Here is a 16,115-nt window from a genome sequence, read left to right on the forward strand (position 1 = left end):
GGTTCCTCTCGTCGCTCACGTGTGTGGCGCGTCGTTCTGCCGGGGCGCGGGGTGGCCTTGGGCCTCGAAGGCGCCCACGAGTGTCGTGTCGTCGCCGGAGTACTGGGCGGCACGGCTGAGCCACTCCGGCAACCGGCTGCGCACCGCGGGCATCCCCAGCTCGTGGGCGCGGCCCTGCACCCCGGCCGCGAAGTCCAGGAAGCCCTGGTGGTCGGTGAAGCTCTTGGACAGTCCGTCGGTGGACAGCAGCACCCCGGAGGGGCCCTCGCTGGTCAGCGGCTGCCAGTGGCAGCGGGCGCGGTGCCAGGACTCGGGCGCGCACAGCGAGTCCGTCTCGTCGCCGAGGTCGGGGCCGGTGTAGAGCGGGGTGTACGGCGTCCCGGCCGCGTCCAGGACGACGACGTCGCCGTCGCCCAGCTGCCAGCACACCAGCAGGCGCCGGGTCAGGACGGCGCCGACGAGCGTGGTGCCGTAGGCGGTGAGGTCGGGGCCCTTGGGTGCCTGCTGGGGTGTGCCGTGCGCCGGGGAGTTGCAGTCGTGCAGGGTGGCCCGCTCGTACCAGCGGTGGGCGACGAGCTGGGGCAACCGGCGGGCGCAGGCCCGCAGTTCGCCCAGTCCCTGCCACCACGCGCTCTCGTCGCCGTGCGGTTCGGTCTCGTCGTCGTGGCGGACCGCGGAGAGCGCGAACTCCTCGGCGCAGGCGGCGAATTCCTCGACGGCCCAGCGGGCGCCGAGGTCGCTGCGGAAGTGGGGTGCCGAGCCGTGGCCGTCGGCGACGGCGAGCACGACAGCGCGGCCGTCCGCCACCTGCCGGGCCGTGCAGCGGTCCTGGCTGTACTTCTTGGCTGCGCCCTTGACCTCGCCCTTGAGCAGTTCCCACCGCTCGGCCGGTGCCATGACGCCCGTCACCAGATGGGGTTCTCGTCCTCGTCCTTGCCCAGCGCGACGGGCGGCGGGGCCTGCACGGGGCCGCCGCCGTCGGGGCGCGGCGTCGAGGCGGCCTTGACGGCCGTGGACATCCAGCGGATGGCGGCGGCGAGCTGGCGCGGGTTCTTCGCCTGCAGCGGCTCCAGTTCGGGGTTGGCGAGGAACTCCTTGAGCATGCTCTTGTCCGCGTCGTCGCCGATGGCGAGGGCGACGCGCACCGCGCGCTTGCCCCAGGGCGTGTCGTCGATGGCGCGCAGCCCGGAGCGCCAGTCGTCGGTGGGCTGGCCGTCGGAGACCAGCGCCAGCACCGGCGGCAGGGCGCGCTGCGGCATGGGCGGCGTCTGCAGCGCGCCGGCCGCGAGGCGGAAGGCGGCGCCCATGTCGGTGCCGCCGTAGGTGTGCAGGTCCTCCCAGGTGAACTGGTCCACCGGGGTGGGGTCGTTGATGTGCCAGCTGGCGCCGCTGGCGAAGGACACCGCGCGGACGAGGAGGGTGGCGCCGGGGTTCGACCGGGCGGCCGACTGCATCTCCGGGATCGCCTCGCGGATGGCGAAGTTCAGCTCGGCGATCTTGCCGTTCACACTCATCGAGCCGGAGCAGTCCAGCAGCCAGATGAAGTGGACGGGACGGCTCGCCATGCTGCCGCCGGGCAGATCGAAGGTGTCGCTCACGCTGGTCCTCTCCCCCGAGGTGGACCCGAGACGGGCCCGGACTTCCTTCGGTACAAGCCTAGTTGAGAAAGCGGCGAAGATCTGGTGCCCCGGGCAACTCGCGAGGCACAGGGACGTCCACCGGTTTCGTTGTGCGCCCCTTGTGCGCCCCCGGTCACCTCGGCGCGTGCCACCACTCGTTCCAGGCCCGCACCCAGTGCTGTCCTCCCCGGTCGGACAGCACCCGTGCCACCTCGCGCTGATCCCGCTGGTCCATGTGGCGCAGGGCGGCGCCGAGCACCTCGTTGATCAGCCGGTGTGACAGGTTTTTCCAGGCTCCCGTCTGGCCCGGGTGGAGTTCCGCCCAGGCGAAGAACAGCGCGGCCACGCGCCGCGGTTCGCGCAGGGCGGGGGCCTCCAGCGCGTCGCCCTCGCTTTGTGCGCTGCGCACGGCCTTGTCGTAGAGCGCCAGCAGCCGCATGCTCCCGACGGCGTAGCGTTGCAGTACGTGGGTGCCGTACACCTCGTAGGGGTCGGCGCGGGTGATGCCGCGGGCGATCCAGTAGTCGATCTGATCCCGGAGTACGCCGTCCAGCCGTCCGGTGCGTTCCTCCAGGGCGGGCAGGCGTTCCATGGCGTCCGCCAGGGTCTCCTCGCCGCGGGCGAAGTCGCTTGCGAGGACGACGAGTCGGGCGGTGGCACGCTCGGACTCCGAGAGCTGCTTGGCGTCGGTCGTGGCGCGGGCGAGGTCGAGATACCGTCTGTCGATCCGGTCCGGGTGCCGCAGCCAGTGCGTGAGGGAGACCTCGCGGCCGGCCTCGACGATCAGCCGGGCGGAGCAGACCTCGGTGATCCTGCTCTGCTCGGCGTGGGGAACGATGCCGCCGCGCGAGGGCCAGGCCAGCGGCCACAGGATCCTCAGGGTGGGCACGTCGGGCACCTTCGCGCCCTCCAGGTGCCGGTGTGCGAGGTCGATCCAGAGCTCGACTCCCGTCAGGCCGTACGCGCCCCGGCCGCGGTACCCCGCCGTCGCGGCCAGGCGTACGGCGCGGGGCGCCCCGTCGAGATGGCCGCTCAGCCACTCGCCGTGCGGTGAGGCGGCGAGGTCGCGCAGGGCACGGATACGGCGCTCCTCCTCCCCCTCGGCGAGCCGTTCCAGGATGCGGCGGACCAGGGCCCGGTCGCCGAGGGCTTCGAGCAGCGCGACGGCGTCGCCGCAGGTACGCCGCTGGTCGGGACGGCTCAGCGCGGAGGCGATCCGGGACTCCGCCTCGTCCAGGACGGAGCCGCGGGCGGGGTCGCCCCCGGCGGCGAGCAGGGCGCGCAGCGGCTTCTCCCAGGCGGAGGACGGCCGTTGGCGCAGCAGCCTGCGCAACTCGTCCTCCGGTGGCGGGCCGAACTCGGAGCGCACCGTGCGCCAGGTCTTGTCGTCGACCGGGAGGTCGGCGCGAGCAGCCTCCAAGGTGGGTACGACGTTCTGCGGGTCCGCCGCCTTCGCACGGCTGCGCAGCAGGGCCGCGGCGAGCGGCTGGACCGCGTCGGGCCGGTGTGCGGCGAGCTGCCGGGCGATGTCGGCGAGGTCCTGGGCGGTGCCGGTGTCGAGCGGGCCCGCTTCCGCGGCGCGGATGGCCGCGGAGAGGATCGCGCGCAGTACGTCCTCGGGCAGATCGGCCAGGGCCTGCCCGGACCGGGCGGCGAGAGCGCGGCGGGCCAGGGGCAGGACGGCGAAGGGGTCGCCGCCCTCGTGCTCGTCGGTCCGCGGGATGACGCCCTCGCGCCACAGCAGGGCGGCCAGCTCGGCCCAGGGGTGCGGCCGGGGCGGGCTGCCCGGGCCGCCCAGGCCGTCGTGCACGCGGAAGAGATGGCTGACGGCGTTGTCGTCGTAGCGGTCGAAGACCTCGGTGTCCAGGTCCGGGCCGATGCCGAGGATCTGCTGGGGGGCGAGGCCCGGGTCGGCGCAATGGGTGGTGAACGTCAGTGCGCGCGCGTGCGTGACGGGCAGGGAGGCGCAGGCGAGGGCGATCCAGCGGGCGACGGTCTCCTGGTCCCGTTCGGCCAGGACGATCTGGCGTCCTGCGGGGTCGGCGAACAGTGCGCGGACGTCGGCGAGGAACGGCGCGATGCGCGCGCCCTGTTCGGAGGCGAACTTCGTCAGCAGCGCGTAGTCCCAGCACCAGTCCCGCGGTGCGAAGCCCGCGCCGCCGTCGGCGTCCAGGGTGCTCCTGCGGAAGGCGTCGACGGGCCAGCGCCTCTCGCCGTCCGCGTCCCCCGCCTCGTACCGCGCGTCGACCCGCAGCCCGTCCGACTCCTCGTCCGGCCGCACACTGCACAGCAGTCCGCCGCCGTCGCGATGGGGCAGCCGGGTGTAGCTGAGCGCGGCACCGAAGGCGGGTGCGGCACGGTGCGTGGCCGCGATGACCCGCCGCATCAGATCGTCCGGCATCCCGTCGGGCACCTCGCCGTCGGGCGTGAACCGGTCGGCCCCCGAGTCGGGGTCACGGCGGAGCACGTAGCTGAGTTCACGGATGGCCATCCCCCGATTCTGACCATCAGCCCCGAACCCCGCAGCAGGACACCCAAGTTGACACGGGGCGCACAGAAGCGGACGGGGCGCTGCCGCGCGGGGCGGGACGGACGCTCGGCGCGGACTGCGGATCAGTCGGAGGCGACGGGGCCTCGTACCGCGCGGCCCACCTGGGCTCGTAGGGCTACGAACTCCGGCAGCCCTCGGGTGGTGATCTGGTCGCGTTTGGTGGGGAGGGTGACGGGGAGGTCGAGGACCGGGTGGGAGGCGGGGCCCGGGGAGAGGACGACGACGCGGTCGCCGACGTAGACGCTCTCGTCGATGTCGTGGGTGACGAAGACGATGGTGGCGCCGTCGCTGCGGTGCACCTCCAGGAGGAGGTCCTCCAGGTCCTCGCGGGTCTGGGCATCCAGCGAGCCGAAGGGTTCGTCCATGAGCAGCAGCGAGGGACGGCAGACCAGGGCGCGGGCGATGGCGACGCGCTGCTGCATGCCGCCGGACAGCTGCCAGGGGTGGCGGCGCCCGGCGCCCTCCAGGCCGACCCGTTCGAGGATGCGCTCGGCCTGTTCGCGCCGCTCGGCCCGGGGCAGCCCGCGGCGGCGCAGCGGGAGCGCGACGTTGTCGCGGACGGTGAGCCAGGGGAAGAGGGAGCGGCCGTAGTCCTGGAAGACGACGGCGAGTTGGTCGGGTACGCCGGTGACCGGGGTGCCGTCGATCGAGACGGAACCCTCGTACGCCGGCTGCAACCCCGCGACCGTGCGCAGCAGCGTGGACTTGCCGCAGCCCGACGGGCCCACGACACACAGGAGTTGGCCGTCGGGGACGGTGAGGTCGATGTCGTGCAGGACGACCTGTTCGCCGTAGCGCTGGCCGAGGGAGTCGAGGCGGAGCGTCATGCCGTCCTCCTTCCCCGGCCGACGAGCCGTCTCTCGGCCGCGAGCAGGGCGGTGTTGAGCAGATATCCGAGGATGCCGAGCAGCAGCAGCGCCGCCCACACGGTGAGCAGGTCGGAGCGCGACTGGGCATCGGTGAGGGTGAAGCCGATGCCGTTGGCGCTGCCCGGCAGCAGTTCGGAGAACACCATGAGGATGAGGGCAAGCGACAGGCTCAGGCGCAGGCCCGCGAAGATGCGGGGCAGCGCGGACGGCAGCAGCAGGAACCACAGCCGCTCCACGGGGTGAAGGCGCAGCACGGCCGCCACGTCGAGCCGCAGCGGGTCCGTGTTGCGCACCCCCTCCGCCGTGTTGATCAGGACCGGCCATACGGCGCTGAAGGCGATCGACGCGATCTGCATCTGCGTACCGAGATCGAGGACGACGACGAAGACGGGTACCAGCGCGGGCGGCGGCACGGCCCGCGCGAACTGCAGCACCGGATTGCACAGCGCGTACACCCGGCGCGAGCGCCCGACCGCGACGCCCAGCGCGATCCCGGTCAGGGCGGCGATCCCGAAACCGGCCGCCATCCGCCCGAGGCTCGGCAGCACGTCCGCCACGGCGGCGTCGGTGAGGAAAACCCGCCGGACGGGCCCCGAGAACCACAGCTCGTACATGCGGTGAGCGATACGGCCCGGGGGCGGGAAGTACACACTGCCGTGCGCCTCGGCCGCCAACTGCCAGACGGCCAGCACGAGGACGAGGACCGCGAGGCGCAGCACCAGATGCTGCCACGCGTTCCCGGGGCCCCGCGCCACTCCCCCGCGCCCGCGCGACGCGCCACCGCCACTGCCACTGCCCCCTCCCCGGTTTCTCGCCGTGGCGGTCGCCTGCTTCGGGCCGCCGGCCCGGCTCCCCCTCATCACCGCACCACACCCGATCCCGACCCCGTCCCGGGCGCTTCCGGCCCCGACGCATCCGACCCCGGCTCGGACCCTGCCCCCGACCGCACCGCATCCGCCTCCGCAGCACCCGCCCCCGGCGCACCCGCCCGCACCCAGCCCCGCCCCGCCTGCCGTTCCGTCTGTCGCTCCGGCGTCCACGGGAACAGCCGCCGTTCGCCCCACACCAGGACCCCGTTGATGACCAGCCCGAGGGCGCCAGCCCAGACCACGCCGGCCAGGACGTCCCGGGTGCCGTCGGTGGCCAGGCCCGCCTGTGCGATGAAGATGCCGAGGCCCTGGCCGAAGCCGGAGAGGAGTTCGGTGGCCACGGCGAGGATGAGGGCGACGGACGCCGAGATGCGGATGCCGGCGGCGATGAACGGTGCCGTGCCCGGCAGTTCGACCCGCAGCAGCACCGAGAGCCGGCCGAAGCCGAAGGCGCGCAGGGTGTCCTTGGCGAGCGGATCGGTCTCGCCGAGGCCGTAGATCGTGTTGAACAGGACGGGCCAGACGCACGCATAGGTGATCAGCGCGACTTCTGTCCTGATCCCGGTGCCGAGGAGCAGGGAGACCAGCGGGATCAGCGCGACCGACGGCAGCGGCCGCAGAAACTCCACGATCACGCGTACGGCGGAGTCGACGAGCGGCACGCTGCCGAGCAGCAGGCCGAGCGGGACGGCGATCGCGACGGAGAGGCCGAGCCCCAGCGCCCAGGCCTTCACGGTGGCGCCGACGCCGTCCATGAAAGCGCCGTCGCCCGCCAACTGCACCGCGCGTGCGACGACTTCGGAGGCGGGCGGAAGATAGCTGCGCCGGACCACGCCCGCGCGGCCGACCGCCTCGCAGATCCCGAAGGCCAGCAGCACACCGAGCAGCCCCAGCCACAGCTCCTGATGCCGTTTCGGACGCCTCAGCCGCCTCACCTCACTCGCAGCCGTCTCACTTGACCAGCAGCGTCGCCGGATCGAGATCCTTCTTCAACAGCCCCTGTTTCTTCATGAGTTCGGTCAGCCGCCGCAGCTGCGCGGCATCGGTGGTCGCCGGGTACGAGGGCAGGTGGATCTTCTGCGCCTGACTCGCGGTCACCTTGGTGTACTTGGGCAGTTCCTCGCGTACGGCACCGGGGTCCTGCGTCGCGATCTTCGACGCGGCCTCGATCGCGCGCCGGAAGGCCGCCGCCGCCTTGGCGTGCCCGGCGGCGAACTTCTGCGTGGTGACATAGCCGCTGATGGGCAGCGACTCGGCCGGCGCCGTCCCGCCGTCCAGCAGCACCCTCGCCTTCAAGTCGCCCTGAATCGCGCTGTCGAAGGGCTCCACCGCGTGCACGGCGTCCACCTGGTCGCGTTGCAGGGCGGGGCCCATCTGCGGGAAGGCGATCTGCCGGTAGACGGGCCGGTCGACGCCCTTGGCGTCGAGGATCGCGTTGAGGGTCAGCGACTGGATGTTGTTGAGGATGTTGACGGCGACCTTCTTGCCCGCGAGGTCGGCGACGCTCTTGATGCCCGAGTCCTTCGGCACCAGGACGTCCATCATGTGCGGCGCGACCCGTACGCCCTCGGCGAGGATGCGGACGTCGAGGGTGCCCTTCTCGTCGGCCTGCAGGAAGGTCACGTAGTTGGCGCTCGCGATCACGTCGACCTGGCCGTTGACGAGCGCGGGCAGCGCCTGGATGCTCTGCTGGACCGGCTGGATGGTGACGTCCAGCCCCTCCTTCTTGAACAGCCCACGGTCACGGGCGAGATAGAGGGCCGCGGAGTCCGTCAGCGGCAGCGCCGCCACTCTCAGCTTCGTGCTGGTGCCGCCTGTGGAGTCCGAGTCGTCCTTGCCGTCACCACAGGCCGCGAGGAGCAGGGTCAGGGCGGCCAGTACGACCGCCGGTTTTCCGATTCCCGGCATCGATCGACGTAACGCCATGCGGGCATGACTACCAGGGATTTGTCATGATCACCACATGTCGATCGATGGAATCGTCAAACCGTCATCAATCCGTCGCTGGTCCGTCGTCAGTCCTCACGGACCTTGTGGAAGGACGAAAGGATCTCCTCGGCCGTCCATACGAGCGCGTCCGGCAGGGCGTCGGCCGCCACCGGCAGCCACAACGAGCAGGAGGACAGCCCGGCGTCCGCCAGGGCGGCCAGCTCCTCCCGCACGCTCTCGGCACTCGCGTCCCGTCCGCCCAGAGGCCGGCTCGGCAGCTGTACGGCCGGCGCGAAACCCGGCGGAACGAGGAAGGCACCCGCGGTCAGCGCGAGCGTGCGCGGATCGCGCCCGGCCTGCTCCCCGAGACCGGTCAGCCGTTCCCGCACCGCCGTGAGCCCGGCGGCGTCGATCCCCGAGCCGTGCCAAGCCTCGCCGTACCGCAGCGCCCTGCGCAGCGCCGCGTCGCTCTGCCCGCCGACCCATACGGCCGGACCGCCCTCGGTGCGCGGCAGCACCCCGAGCCGTACGTCCCCCTCGCCGCGCCACAACTCCCGTACGGCGGCCAGCTGTTCGTCGGCGCGACGACCGCGGCCCGCGAAGGGGACGCCGACGGCCGCGTACTCCTCGGTGTCCCAGCCGGTGCCGATCCCCAGGGTGAAGCGGCCGCGGGAGAGGCGGTCGAGGGTGGCGGTCTGGTGGGCGAGGACGACCGGGTTGTACAGCGGCAGGACGAGCACGCTGGTCACCAGCCCGATCCGCTCGGTCGCACCGGCCACGGCGGACAGCGTCACCAGCGGGTCGGGGGTCACGCCCTGATCCCCCGCGATCGCGTGGCCGCTGACGAAGACATGGTCGAAGCCCAGCTCCTCAGCCCTGCGCGCGGTCGCCAGGACTTCGTCGGTCTCGTCCTCCCGTGCGGGCCACAGACGGTGCGGTGCCACTCCGATGCGCAACATGTCGTCACGTTCCCCTCGTCCGGCAGTGCGGTCACGGAAGCGTCCGGCAGTGCTGTCAGGAAGCCTCCGGCAGTGCGGTCGAGGAAGGCAACACCGCGGCCGGTGCGGGCATGCCCGCCGCGCGCTGTCTTGCCCGGGGCCCGTCCCCCGCGTCACCGTGGTCGCATGAATGTGCGCGACGCCCCGCAGGTCCCGGACGTCTTCGACCCGCGGCAGTACGCCGCCGGGGTGCCCCATGCCGCCTATCGGGTCCTGCGCGACCACCACCCCGTGGTCTGGCAGGACGAGCCCGAGGTGCTGGGGTGGCCCGCCGGGCCCGGGTTCTGGGCCGTGAGCCGGCACGCGGACGTCGTACGGGTCCTCAAGGACTCGGCGACGTACTCCTCCCATCTCGGCGCGACCCAGATCCGCGATCCCGACCCGGACGATCTGCCGTTCATCCGCCGCATGATGCTCAATCAGGACCCGCCGCAGCACGGGCGGTTGCGGCGTCTGGTCAGCCGCGCCTTCACCCCGGGCCGTATCGAGCGCTTCACGTCGGTCGCGCGGGAGCGGGCGCGGGGCCTGCTCGCACAGGCGCTGCGGGACGCCCGTACCCAGGACGGCACCGTCGACCTCGTGGCGGCCGTGACCGACGACTACGCCCTGCTCAACCTCGCCGACCTGCTCGGCGTCCCGGACAGCGACCGCGGCCTGCTGCTGCACTGGACGCAGCGGGTCATCGGCTACCAGGACCCGGACGAGGCGGGCGCACCCGTGCTCGACGCGGCGGGCAAACCGGTCAACCCCCGTTCCCCGGCCATGCTCCGGGACATGTTCGACTACGCCCAGCGCCTCGCCGCGCACAAGCGGCGGCACCCGGCCGACGACGTGCTGACCACGCTCGCGCACGAGGCCGAACTCGCCGACGCCGAACTGGAGATGTTCTTCTTCCTGCTCACCGTCGCCGGCAACGACACCGTGCGCAGCGCCGCTCCCGGGGGGCTGCTCGCGCTGGCCGAGCACCCGGAGGCGTACTCGTCGCTCCGCGCGGGGAAGTGCGAACTCTCCACGGCGGTGGACGAGTTGCTGCGCTGGCACCCGCCCGTTCTCACTTTCCGCCGCACGGCCACCGAGGACACCGAGCTGGCGGGGCGGCCCGTCCGGGCGGGCGACAAGGTGGTCGTCTTCCATGCCTCCGCCAACCGCGACGAACGCGTCTTCGCCGCACCGGACCGACTCGACCTCTCCCGCACACCGAACCCCCACGTCTCCTTCGGGGACGGCCCGCACGTCTGCCTGGGCGCGCACTTCGCACGTCTGCAACTGCGGGTGCTGTACGAGGAGGTGCTGCGGGCCCTGCCTGTGCTGCGGACGGCGGGGGCGGCGGTTCGGCTGACGTCGAACTTCATCAATGGCATCAAGTGCTTGCCGGTGGAGGTGGCTTGAGGGAGGAGGTGACTTGAGGGAGGAGGGGGGCTACGGGCTCAGGCGCGGACCTGGATCAGGGCGTGTGTGCCGCCGGTCCGCCAGCTCTGCCCCTCCGCCGCGACCAGAGCGGCTTCCGTGGCGGGGTCCAGGCCGGTGATGACGTCGGACTTCAGGGTGCGCAGGGCGGCCACCGGGCCGGGGAAGTGGGCCGTGACGTCCGCGAAGGGGGTGGTCGGGGGCCACAGCCGATCGCCCACCAGGCGGCGGTAGTTGAGGTCGCCCTTCACGATGGTCACCGTGGCGGCGGCGAGTTCGGCGCGCAGGTCGCCAGGCATGTCGGCGTACGGCAGCGGGGCGCTGGAGAAGGGATGGGCGCGCAGTACGAGGCGGCCGTCGGTCATCGCCGACCACAGGATGCTGCCGTACTCGACGGCGGCGCCCTCGGCGCCGGTCAGTCTCCTCAGCGCGTCGAGCACGTCGGCGGTCGTGGCGTCGGAGACGTAGTACGGGTACGGCTTGACGTGCAGGACGGCACGGGCGATGCGCCCGCGCTCCAGGAGATGGGCGATGAGCAGGAGATCGGGGATGAGTTCGCGTCCGGCGTTGTCCGCGATCAGGCAGAGGGTGCCGGCGCCGGACTGCGGGAGCAGTGACCAGAGGGCCGCGCTGTCGTCGGCGACCAGGCCCGGGGCGGCGTCCGCGGGGCCCGCGTCCCCGGCGGAGAGGCGGAAGCCGAGGTCGGCGCGGTTGCCCCAGAGGGAGCCGTGCAGCAGGGCCCGGTCCTGGTCGCCCGCGGACAGGGCGTCCAACGCGGCCAGTTCCTCGTCCGTCTCCGGTGAGTCGAGTTCGGCCAGCTTGAAGGGGCGGAACGGGTCGATGCCCTGCCAGGGGCCGGTGCCGAAGTAGCCGACGGCTTCGAGCAGTTGGCGGTAGAAGTAGCTCTCCGACCAGAGCCAGGGGATCTTGAACCAGGAACGGCCGGTGTATCCAACAGCCCCCCACTCCTCCCAGCGCGCCCGGTCGTGCGCGTGAGCGGGGAGCGGTTCGACGACCCCCTCGGTGCAGCTCGCGAGCAGCGCGTCGAGCGCACGGTGCTGCGCGGGACCGTAGGGGAAGGCCTCCCGCACCTGGCGGATGATCGCGGGGTGCCGCTCGGCAAGCACACCGTGCGGGAAGGACCCCGGCTCATCACCGAGGATCACAGGCGCAGACGGGACATCGGACATGCGCCTCACCCTAGGGGGTGTCCTGCGGATCGGCTCGGGGGCGGGGCGGGGGTTTGACCGGCGCGCGGTCCATGCCGTGTGAAGGTCGGTCCGGTGCCAAGGCCTGTCCGGGGTACGGGGTCGCTCCGTGGTCCGGGCCGATCTGAGGACAGGCGGATCCGGGACGGGGGTCCTGCGGCATCGCGGCTGGCGGTGTCGGAGCCGGTCCGAGGCTGGGGCCGGCCCGCAGTTGAGGCCGGTGGAGGCACTGGGCCGTGGGATGTCGGGCGCCCGTTCGGTGCCGAGATGCGTCCGGGGCGGAGATTCACCGGTGCCAAGCCTGTCCGGTGCGGAGGCCGCTCGGGTGCCGAGACCCGTCCAGTCCCGCGGCCCGCCCAGCCCCGGGGCCACTGCTGCGCCAAGCCCGGTCCGTCGCCGAGGCCGGTCCGGGGCAGAGATTCCATCCGGTGCCAAGGCCTGCCCAACGCCGGGGTCGTTCCGGTGCCGAGGCCGTCCGGCGTCGGGCCGGTTCGGGGTCGAGATCCACGTGGTGTCGAGGCCGATCCATGGTCGAGCCCGGCCCTCGGTCGACCCGAGCCCACAGTCAAGGCCGGCCCACGGTCGAGTCCAGCCCACAGCCCAGGCCTCTGCCGGGCCCGTGTCGCGCCGGCCCGCTCTCAAGCAGGCCGGATCTCCCGTTCCAGCCTCGCCGCGAGGTTCAGATAGCGGGCCCGGCGTGTGACGGGGACCAGGCCGCGGATCAGGACGTACCACATCTCGGCCAGTCTGCGGGGCTGGCGGGTGACCGGCTCGAGCGATCGGCTGACTATGCGGGTGCCGACGTAGAAGCTGACGAGGGAGTGGGCGATGGCGTCGACGTCGATGTCCGGGTGGAGGTCGGACTCCTTGACGGCGCCGAGGAGTTTGCGGGTGGCCATGTCCCGGAACTCGGTGAAGGGGTGCTTGGCCGGTGGCCGTACGGCGACTCCCCCGGTGGCGAGCCGGAGGCCTGCCCGCGGGATCGGGCCTTCGACGGACAGCCGGGCGATGCCGAAGGTGATGCGCATCAGGGCCTCCAGGGAGGAGTGACCCCGTGCGTCGATCTCGGCCGTCAGGTCCCGCAGGGCCCTCGACTGCAGCTCCATGATCGCGTGGGCCAGGTCCTCCTTCGCCGCGAAGTGGAAGTACAGCGCGCCCTTGGTGACGTGGGCGTGCTCGACGATGTCGCTGAGGCTGGTCGATTCGTAGCCGCGGCGGTCGAACAGGTCTGCTGCGGCCGCGATGATCGTCGTGCGGGTCTGCTCGGCGCGTAACTGCCTCGCCATCGGCTGAACACTCCTGGGACTGGAACGAACGGGTCGTGCTGTTTGTTTTTACTCCCCGTGAACGATATCTCACCGTGCGGCGGCGTCCACGGCGCACTCGAAGACCGTCGAACCGCCCTGCGTTCCCCGGACCCGGAGCCCCTTGCGGTCTGCGTCCATGACCTCGATCCAGGTGGGTATGTCCAGCTCGGCGTATCGATGGAAGGTGGCGCGGAAGGACGCGGACGAGCCCGGCCCGCCGGTGGTCGCGCGGGCCGCCTGCCGTGCCGCCTCCAGCAGGAGCATGCCCGGTACGTGATCGAGGGGATGGTCGAAGAAAACGGGATGCGCGGTATCTACCCGCAGTTGCCAGCGCCCCGGACGCTCGGGCGGCGCGAGCACGACGTCCGCCGCGAGCGCACGGCCCACCGCGTCGGCAGGCAGCGCGGGCGGTGGTGGCAGCGTCGAGACGGTGTCCACGGTGCGGCCGCCGCGCAGCCTGCGGTAGACGGAGGGGCTGGTCCAGCTCACCCAGATGTGCGCGCTCGCGACCCGCTCCCCGCCCAGGCGCACGTCGGTGTCGTAGCGGAACGCGGTCGGGCGGCCGGAGCGCCGGCGGATGTCGAACACCCTGACGTCCAGGACGGGTTCGGCGGGTGCGGCGCCCACGGCGAGGTGCTCGGGGTGTGTGGTCAGGCGCAGTTCCTGCAGGACGAAGCAGTGGTCGAGCGGGGCCTCGTACGCGGTGTGGGACAGCAGCGCCCCGCACTGGCGCACGGTCTCCGCGACGAGCAGCGGCTCGTGGGCGGAGCGGTCCGGGGACACGTGTAACTGATGGGCCCGTGGCCACTGCGCACTCAGCCTGAACCGGTCCGTCCCGGTCTTCTCCCAGCCGGTGAGATACGTTTCCGCGACCGCAGCCCGGTGCACGAGCTGACGGGGAACGGTGGCCGTCAGGGTCGGTTGAGGCATGTCCCTCCCTCGGTCCCCCGAAAGCGATGACAGACCAGACGGACAGGGCCGTACCGGCGACCGCCAGAGTACGAGGCGACCGGTTGGTTTTCAATGAGACGGACGTGCCTCAAGGGGCGGACGGCGCAGGTGAACGGGCGGCGCCGGGCGCACGTTCGGATACCGGGCGCCCTCTTTCACTCCGGGGCTCACACGGTGAACGCGTCGCACCCGTCGTCCGTACTCACCGGGAGCACACCGATCCCGCGCCGGCCGAGGAGACGTTCCGGATGTCCCGGATGACCGCACACCGCACCGCCCTGACGGCCGCCCTCGTGACCCCGTTCCTGCTCCCCCTGTGGGCGGCGGGACCCGCGCAGGCGCACGGCGCACCCGTCGATCCGGTCAGCCGGGTCTACGCCTGCTCCCCCGACGGCGGCAGCTCCCGCACGGCGGCCTGCAGGGCGGCCGTCGCCGCGAACGGCGCCCCCTTCACGATGTGGGACAACCTGCGGGTGCCGGACGTGGGCGGCAGGGACCGGCAGGTCATTCCGGACGGCAAGCTGTGCAGCGGCGGCCTGCCCGCCTACAAGGGCCTGGACCTGGCGCGCTCCGACTGGCCGTCGACGACGCTGACGCCGGGCGCGACGATGACGATGAAGTACGCCTCGACGATCCCGCACACCGGCACGTTCAAGCTCTATCTCACCAAGCAGGGCTACGACCCCACGAAACCGCTCACCTGGTCCGAGCTGCCGGAGCAGCCGTTCGCGGCGGTCAAGGACCCGGCGCTGACGAACGGCGCGTACCGCATCACGGCGAAGCTGCCGTCCGACCGGAGCGGGCACCACGTGCTGTACACCATCTGGCAGAACAGCAGCACGACGGACACGTACTACTCCTGCTCGGACGTCGTGTTCCGGTCGGCGTCCGGCAGCGGCGGAGGCGGCGGTGCGGCGGGGTCGTCGGCCGGGGGCGCGAAGGGGAGCGGCGGCAAGAAGGCCGCGAGCGGCAGCACTTCGCGGACGCCGGGGTCCTCCACGAGTCCCGCCACGCCCCCTTCGCACACCGCGCAGGCGGCGCCGCAGCAGAAGACCGGCGCCCCCGACAGCACTCCGGTGGCCTCCGCCTCCACCGCGGACTCCGGTCCGTCCGCGCCCATGCTTGCGGGCGGCGCCGCAGCGGTGCTGGTGCTCACCGGCGGCGCCGCCCTGGCGCTGCGTCTGCGTCGACGCTGAAGTCGCCCTACATGATGGTCAGTTGCTGAAGTCGCCCTGCGCGATGGTCAGTTGACGTAGACCGTCGCGCCGTTGTCGGTCACCGGGGCGTACTTGGCGCTGAAGAAGCCGCTGCTGAAGCAGAGCGAGGAGCCCGACGTCTTGGTGAACTCCTGGTTGGTGAAGGCGATGCTGCTGTCGTCGTTGCTGGCCGTGCCGGTCAGGCTCGGGGCCTGGTAGACGCAGGTGATGCTGCCCAGCAGCGTCTTCAGCTTGACCGTGGTCTGGATGGTGGACCCGCTCGCCGGGGTCACCGAGAGGGCGCCGTCGGAGGTCACGGTGGTGGTGTACGGCAGGTTGTCGACGGTGATGCTGGTGACGCCGGTGACGCCCAGGACGTTGCTGGTGCAGCTGCTGCTGTCGAAGCTCTGCCCGCTGACCGACTCGGTGGCGGTGCCCGGCGCGGCGGGGTTGTCGGTGACGCTCGCGGTGAACGTCGAGGACGAGCAGGTGACGCCGCTCGTGCCGGTCGCGCTGGAGTAGAGGGTGGCGTTGGTGCCGGAGGCCAGCGGTGCGGTGAGGACGTCACCGACCGCGACCGCGGTGCCGCCGGCCGAACCGGTGGTCAGGACGGGGGTGTCGGCCGCGGAGGCGGGGACGACGGCGGGGATGGAGAGGGCGGCGACGGCGCCGATGAGGGTGGCGAGGGTGCGAGTACGCATGCGGGGGCCTCTTCTCTGGGATGTGGGGGCTGAAGGTGGCGTGGGGGGACGCTGGACTGCGTCCGCCGCCACCGGTCCGTGACGCCTTCTCCGTACGTGACGGACCGGCAACGGCGACCGGCCGGTGACCGGCGAGGGACCCGTGGAAAGGGCCATGTGCCGGGACCGGGCGGGGAAGCCGGCCCGCACGGGACAGGGGGAAGTACCCGTGCGGAGCCGTCGAGAGCGTGGGGGTGTGTGGGATTCCGGGAGCGCGGGTCATGCCGCGCGACGGGGATCCGGCGCCACGGATCCTGGGGGAAGCCAGGGGCAGTTGTAGACCTGAGACTCAGTCAACGTCAAGGCTGCGTGCGGCAGTTGACGATCGTTCAAGTGTTGTATTGGGGCTTCGTCGCAGGACGGAGGCACAGGTGAGGCACAACGGACACTCTTTTTTCACAACTCCCTTGACCCTTAAATGTAACCACGGGTAACTTCCTGATTCGGCTACTGCGGAGTACGTGAAAGCCC

General features: G+C 72.1%; 14 protein-coding genes. 2 read left to right on the plus strand and 12 right to left on the minus strand.

What is annotated here, in order from left to right:
* Window positions 1–15: 15 nt before the first annotated feature.
* The 8 genes from JYK17_RS11855 to JYK17_RS11890 all read right to left on the minus strand — a co-directional run bounded on the left by JYK17_RS11855 (window position 16) and on the right by JYK17_RS11890 (window position 8,796).
* The gene (locus JYK17_RS11855; RefSeq protein ID WP_128801634.1) at window positions 16–897 is read right to left on the minus strand and encodes a protein phosphatase 2C domain-containing protein; all 882 of its coding nucleotides are present in this window, start codon (window positions 895–897) and stop codon (window positions 16–18) included.
* A gap of 8 nt (window positions 898–905) precedes the next feature.
* Window positions 906–1,565 (minus strand): vWA domain-containing protein, encoded by a 660-nt coding sequence (locus JYK17_RS11860; RefSeq protein WP_234548507.1) that lies wholly within the window; start codon window positions 1,563–1,565, stop codon window positions 906–908.
* Between the two features lie 187 nt (window positions 1,566–1,752).
* Window positions 1,753–4,110, minus strand: a complete 2,358-nt coding sequence (locus JYK17_RS11865) for a GTPase-associated protein 1-related protein (protein ID WP_108006840.1) — start codon at window positions 4,108–4,110, stop codon at window positions 1,753–1,755.
* 122 nt (window positions 4,111–4,232) lie between these two features.
* Window positions 4,233–4,997: an ABC transporter ATP-binding protein gene (locus tag JYK17_RS11870; protein ID WP_108006842.1), complete on the minus strand. Its 765-nt coding sequence runs from the start codon at window positions 4,995–4,997 to the stop codon at window positions 4,233–4,235.
* Entirely contained in the window at window positions 4,994–5,794 is an 801-nt protein-coding gene (locus JYK17_RS11875; protein WP_234548211.1) for an ABC transporter permease, read from the minus strand. Before JYK17_RS11875 ends, JYK17_RS11870 begins: the two co-directional genes overlap by 4 nt.
* A gap of 104 nt (window positions 5,795–5,898) precedes the next feature.
* Window positions 5,899–6,843 (minus strand): ABC transporter permease, encoded by a 945-nt coding sequence (locus JYK17_RS11880; RefSeq protein WP_234548210.1) that lies wholly within the window; start codon window positions 6,841–6,843, stop codon window positions 5,899–5,901.
* 16 nt (window positions 6,844–6,859) lie between these two features.
* On the minus strand, window positions 6,860–7,816 hold the full coding sequence (locus JYK17_RS11885) for an ABC transporter substrate-binding protein (protein WP_222810328.1): 957 nt from the start codon (window positions 7,814–7,816) through the stop codon (window positions 6,860–6,862).
* A 107-nt stretch (window positions 7,817–7,923) separates the two neighbouring features.
* A complete protein-coding gene (locus JYK17_RS11890) occupies window positions 7,924–8,796 on the minus strand; it encodes a TIGR03619 family F420-dependent LLM class oxidoreductase (RefSeq protein WP_234548209.1) in 873 nt (290 codons plus the stop codon).
* A 165-nt stretch (window positions 8,797–8,961) separates the two neighbouring features.
* Here JYK17_RS11890 and JYK17_RS11895 point away from each other — a divergent pair, with 165 nt between their 5' ends.
* Complete coding sequence (locus tag JYK17_RS11895) at window positions 8,962–10,224, plus strand: cytochrome P450 (RefSeq protein ID WP_108006848.1); 1,263 nt, start codon at window positions 8,962–8,964, stop codon at window positions 10,222–10,224.
* 38 nt (window positions 10,225–10,262) lie between these two features.
* On the opposite strand, the gene JYK17_RS11900 is transcribed toward JYK17_RS11895, so the two are convergent.
* From JYK17_RS11900 to JYK17_RS11910, 3 genes are all read right to left on the minus strand, one after another.
* On the minus strand, window positions 10,263–11,432 hold the full coding sequence (locus JYK17_RS11900; protein ID WP_108006850.1) for a damage-control phosphatase ARMT1 family protein: 1,170 nt from the start codon (window positions 11,430–11,432) through the stop codon (window positions 10,263–10,265).
* 656 nt (window positions 11,433–12,088) lie between these two features.
* On the minus strand, window positions 12,089–12,736 hold the full coding sequence (locus JYK17_RS11905) for a ScbR family autoregulator-binding transcription factor (RefSeq protein WP_108006852.1): 648 nt from the start codon (window positions 12,734–12,736) through the stop codon (window positions 12,089–12,091).
* A gap of 69 nt (window positions 12,737–12,805) precedes the next feature.
* Window positions 12,806–13,687 carry a ScbA/BarX family gamma-butyrolactone biosynthesis protein gene (locus tag JYK17_RS11910; RefSeq protein WP_108006854.1) on the minus strand — a complete coding sequence of 294 codons (882 nt, stop codon included), beginning with the start codon at window positions 13,685–13,687 and terminating at the stop codon, window positions 12,806–12,808.
* A gap of 269 nt (window positions 13,688–13,956) precedes the next feature.
* Between JYK17_RS11910 and JYK17_RS11915 the strand changes: the two genes are divergently transcribed.
* Entirely contained in the window at window positions 13,957–14,904 is a 948-nt protein-coding gene (locus JYK17_RS11915) for a lytic polysaccharide monooxygenase auxiliary activity family 9 protein (RefSeq protein ID WP_128801640.1), read from the plus strand.
* 47 nt (window positions 14,905–14,951) lie between these two features.
* Here the strand turns inward: JYK17_RS11915 and JYK17_RS11920 are convergent, their stop codons facing one another.
* Window positions 14,952–15,605, minus strand: coding sequence for a Tat pathway signal sequence domain protein (locus tag JYK17_RS11920; protein WP_108006858.1), 654 nt, complete (start codon window positions 15,603–15,605; stop codon window positions 14,952–14,954).
* Window positions 15,606–16,115: the final 510 nt, after the last annotated feature.

The sequence above is a fragment of the Streptomyces plumbidurans genome (genome assembly GCF_019857225.1).
In the GTDB taxonomy this organism is placed as follows: domain Bacteria; phylum Actinomycetota; class Actinomycetes; order Streptomycetales; family Streptomycetaceae; genus Streptomyces; species Streptomyces plumbidurans.

Excerpts from the sequence above, each read along its gene's own strand:
- JYK17_RS11855 (WP_128801634.1), bottom strand. The coding sequence starts at position 897 with ATGGCACCGGCCGAGCGGTGGGAACTGCTCAAGGGCGAGGTCAAGGGC.
- JYK17_RS11860 (WP_234548507.1), bottom strand. The coding sequence starts at position 1,565 with ATGGCGAGCCGTCCCGTCCACTTCATCTGGCTGCTGGACTGCTCCGGC.
- JYK17_RS11865 (WP_108006840.1), bottom strand. The coding sequence starts at position 4,110 with ATGGCCATCCGTGAACTCAGCTACGTGCTCCGCCGTGACCCCGACTCG.
- JYK17_RS11870 (WP_108006842.1), bottom strand. The coding sequence starts at position 4,997 with ATGACGCTCCGCCTCGACTCCCTCGGCCAGCGCTACGGCGAACAGGTC.
- JYK17_RS11885 (WP_222810328.1), bottom strand. The coding sequence starts at position 7,816 with ATGCCGGGAATCGGAAAACCGGCGGTCGTACTGGCCGCCCTGACCCTG.
- JYK17_RS11890 (WP_234548209.1), bottom strand. The coding sequence starts at position 8,796 with ATGTTGCGCATCGGAGTGGCACCGCACCGTCTGTGGCCCGCACGGGAG.
- JYK17_RS11895 (WP_108006848.1), top strand. The coding sequence starts at position 8,962 with ATGAATGTGCGCGACGCCCCGCAGGTCCCGGACGTCTTCGACCCGCGG.
- JYK17_RS11900 (WP_108006850.1), bottom strand. The coding sequence starts at position 11,432 with ATGTCCGATGTCCCGTCTGCGCCTGTGATCCTCGGTGATGAGCCGGGG.
- JYK17_RS11905 (WP_108006852.1), bottom strand. The coding sequence starts at position 12,736 with ATGGCGAGGCAGTTACGCGCCGAGCAGACCCGCACGACGATCATCGCG.
- JYK17_RS11910 (WP_108006854.1), bottom strand. The coding sequence starts at position 13,687 with ATGCCTCAACCGACCCTGACGGCCACCGTTCCCCGTCAGCTCGTGCAC.
- JYK17_RS11915 (WP_128801640.1), top strand. The coding sequence starts at position 13,957 with ATGTCCCGGATGACCGCACACCGCACCGCCCTGACGGCCGCCCTCGTG.
- JYK17_RS11920 (WP_108006858.1), bottom strand. The coding sequence starts at position 15,605 with ATGCGTACTCGCACCCTCGCCACCCTCATCGGCGCCGTCGCCGCCCTC.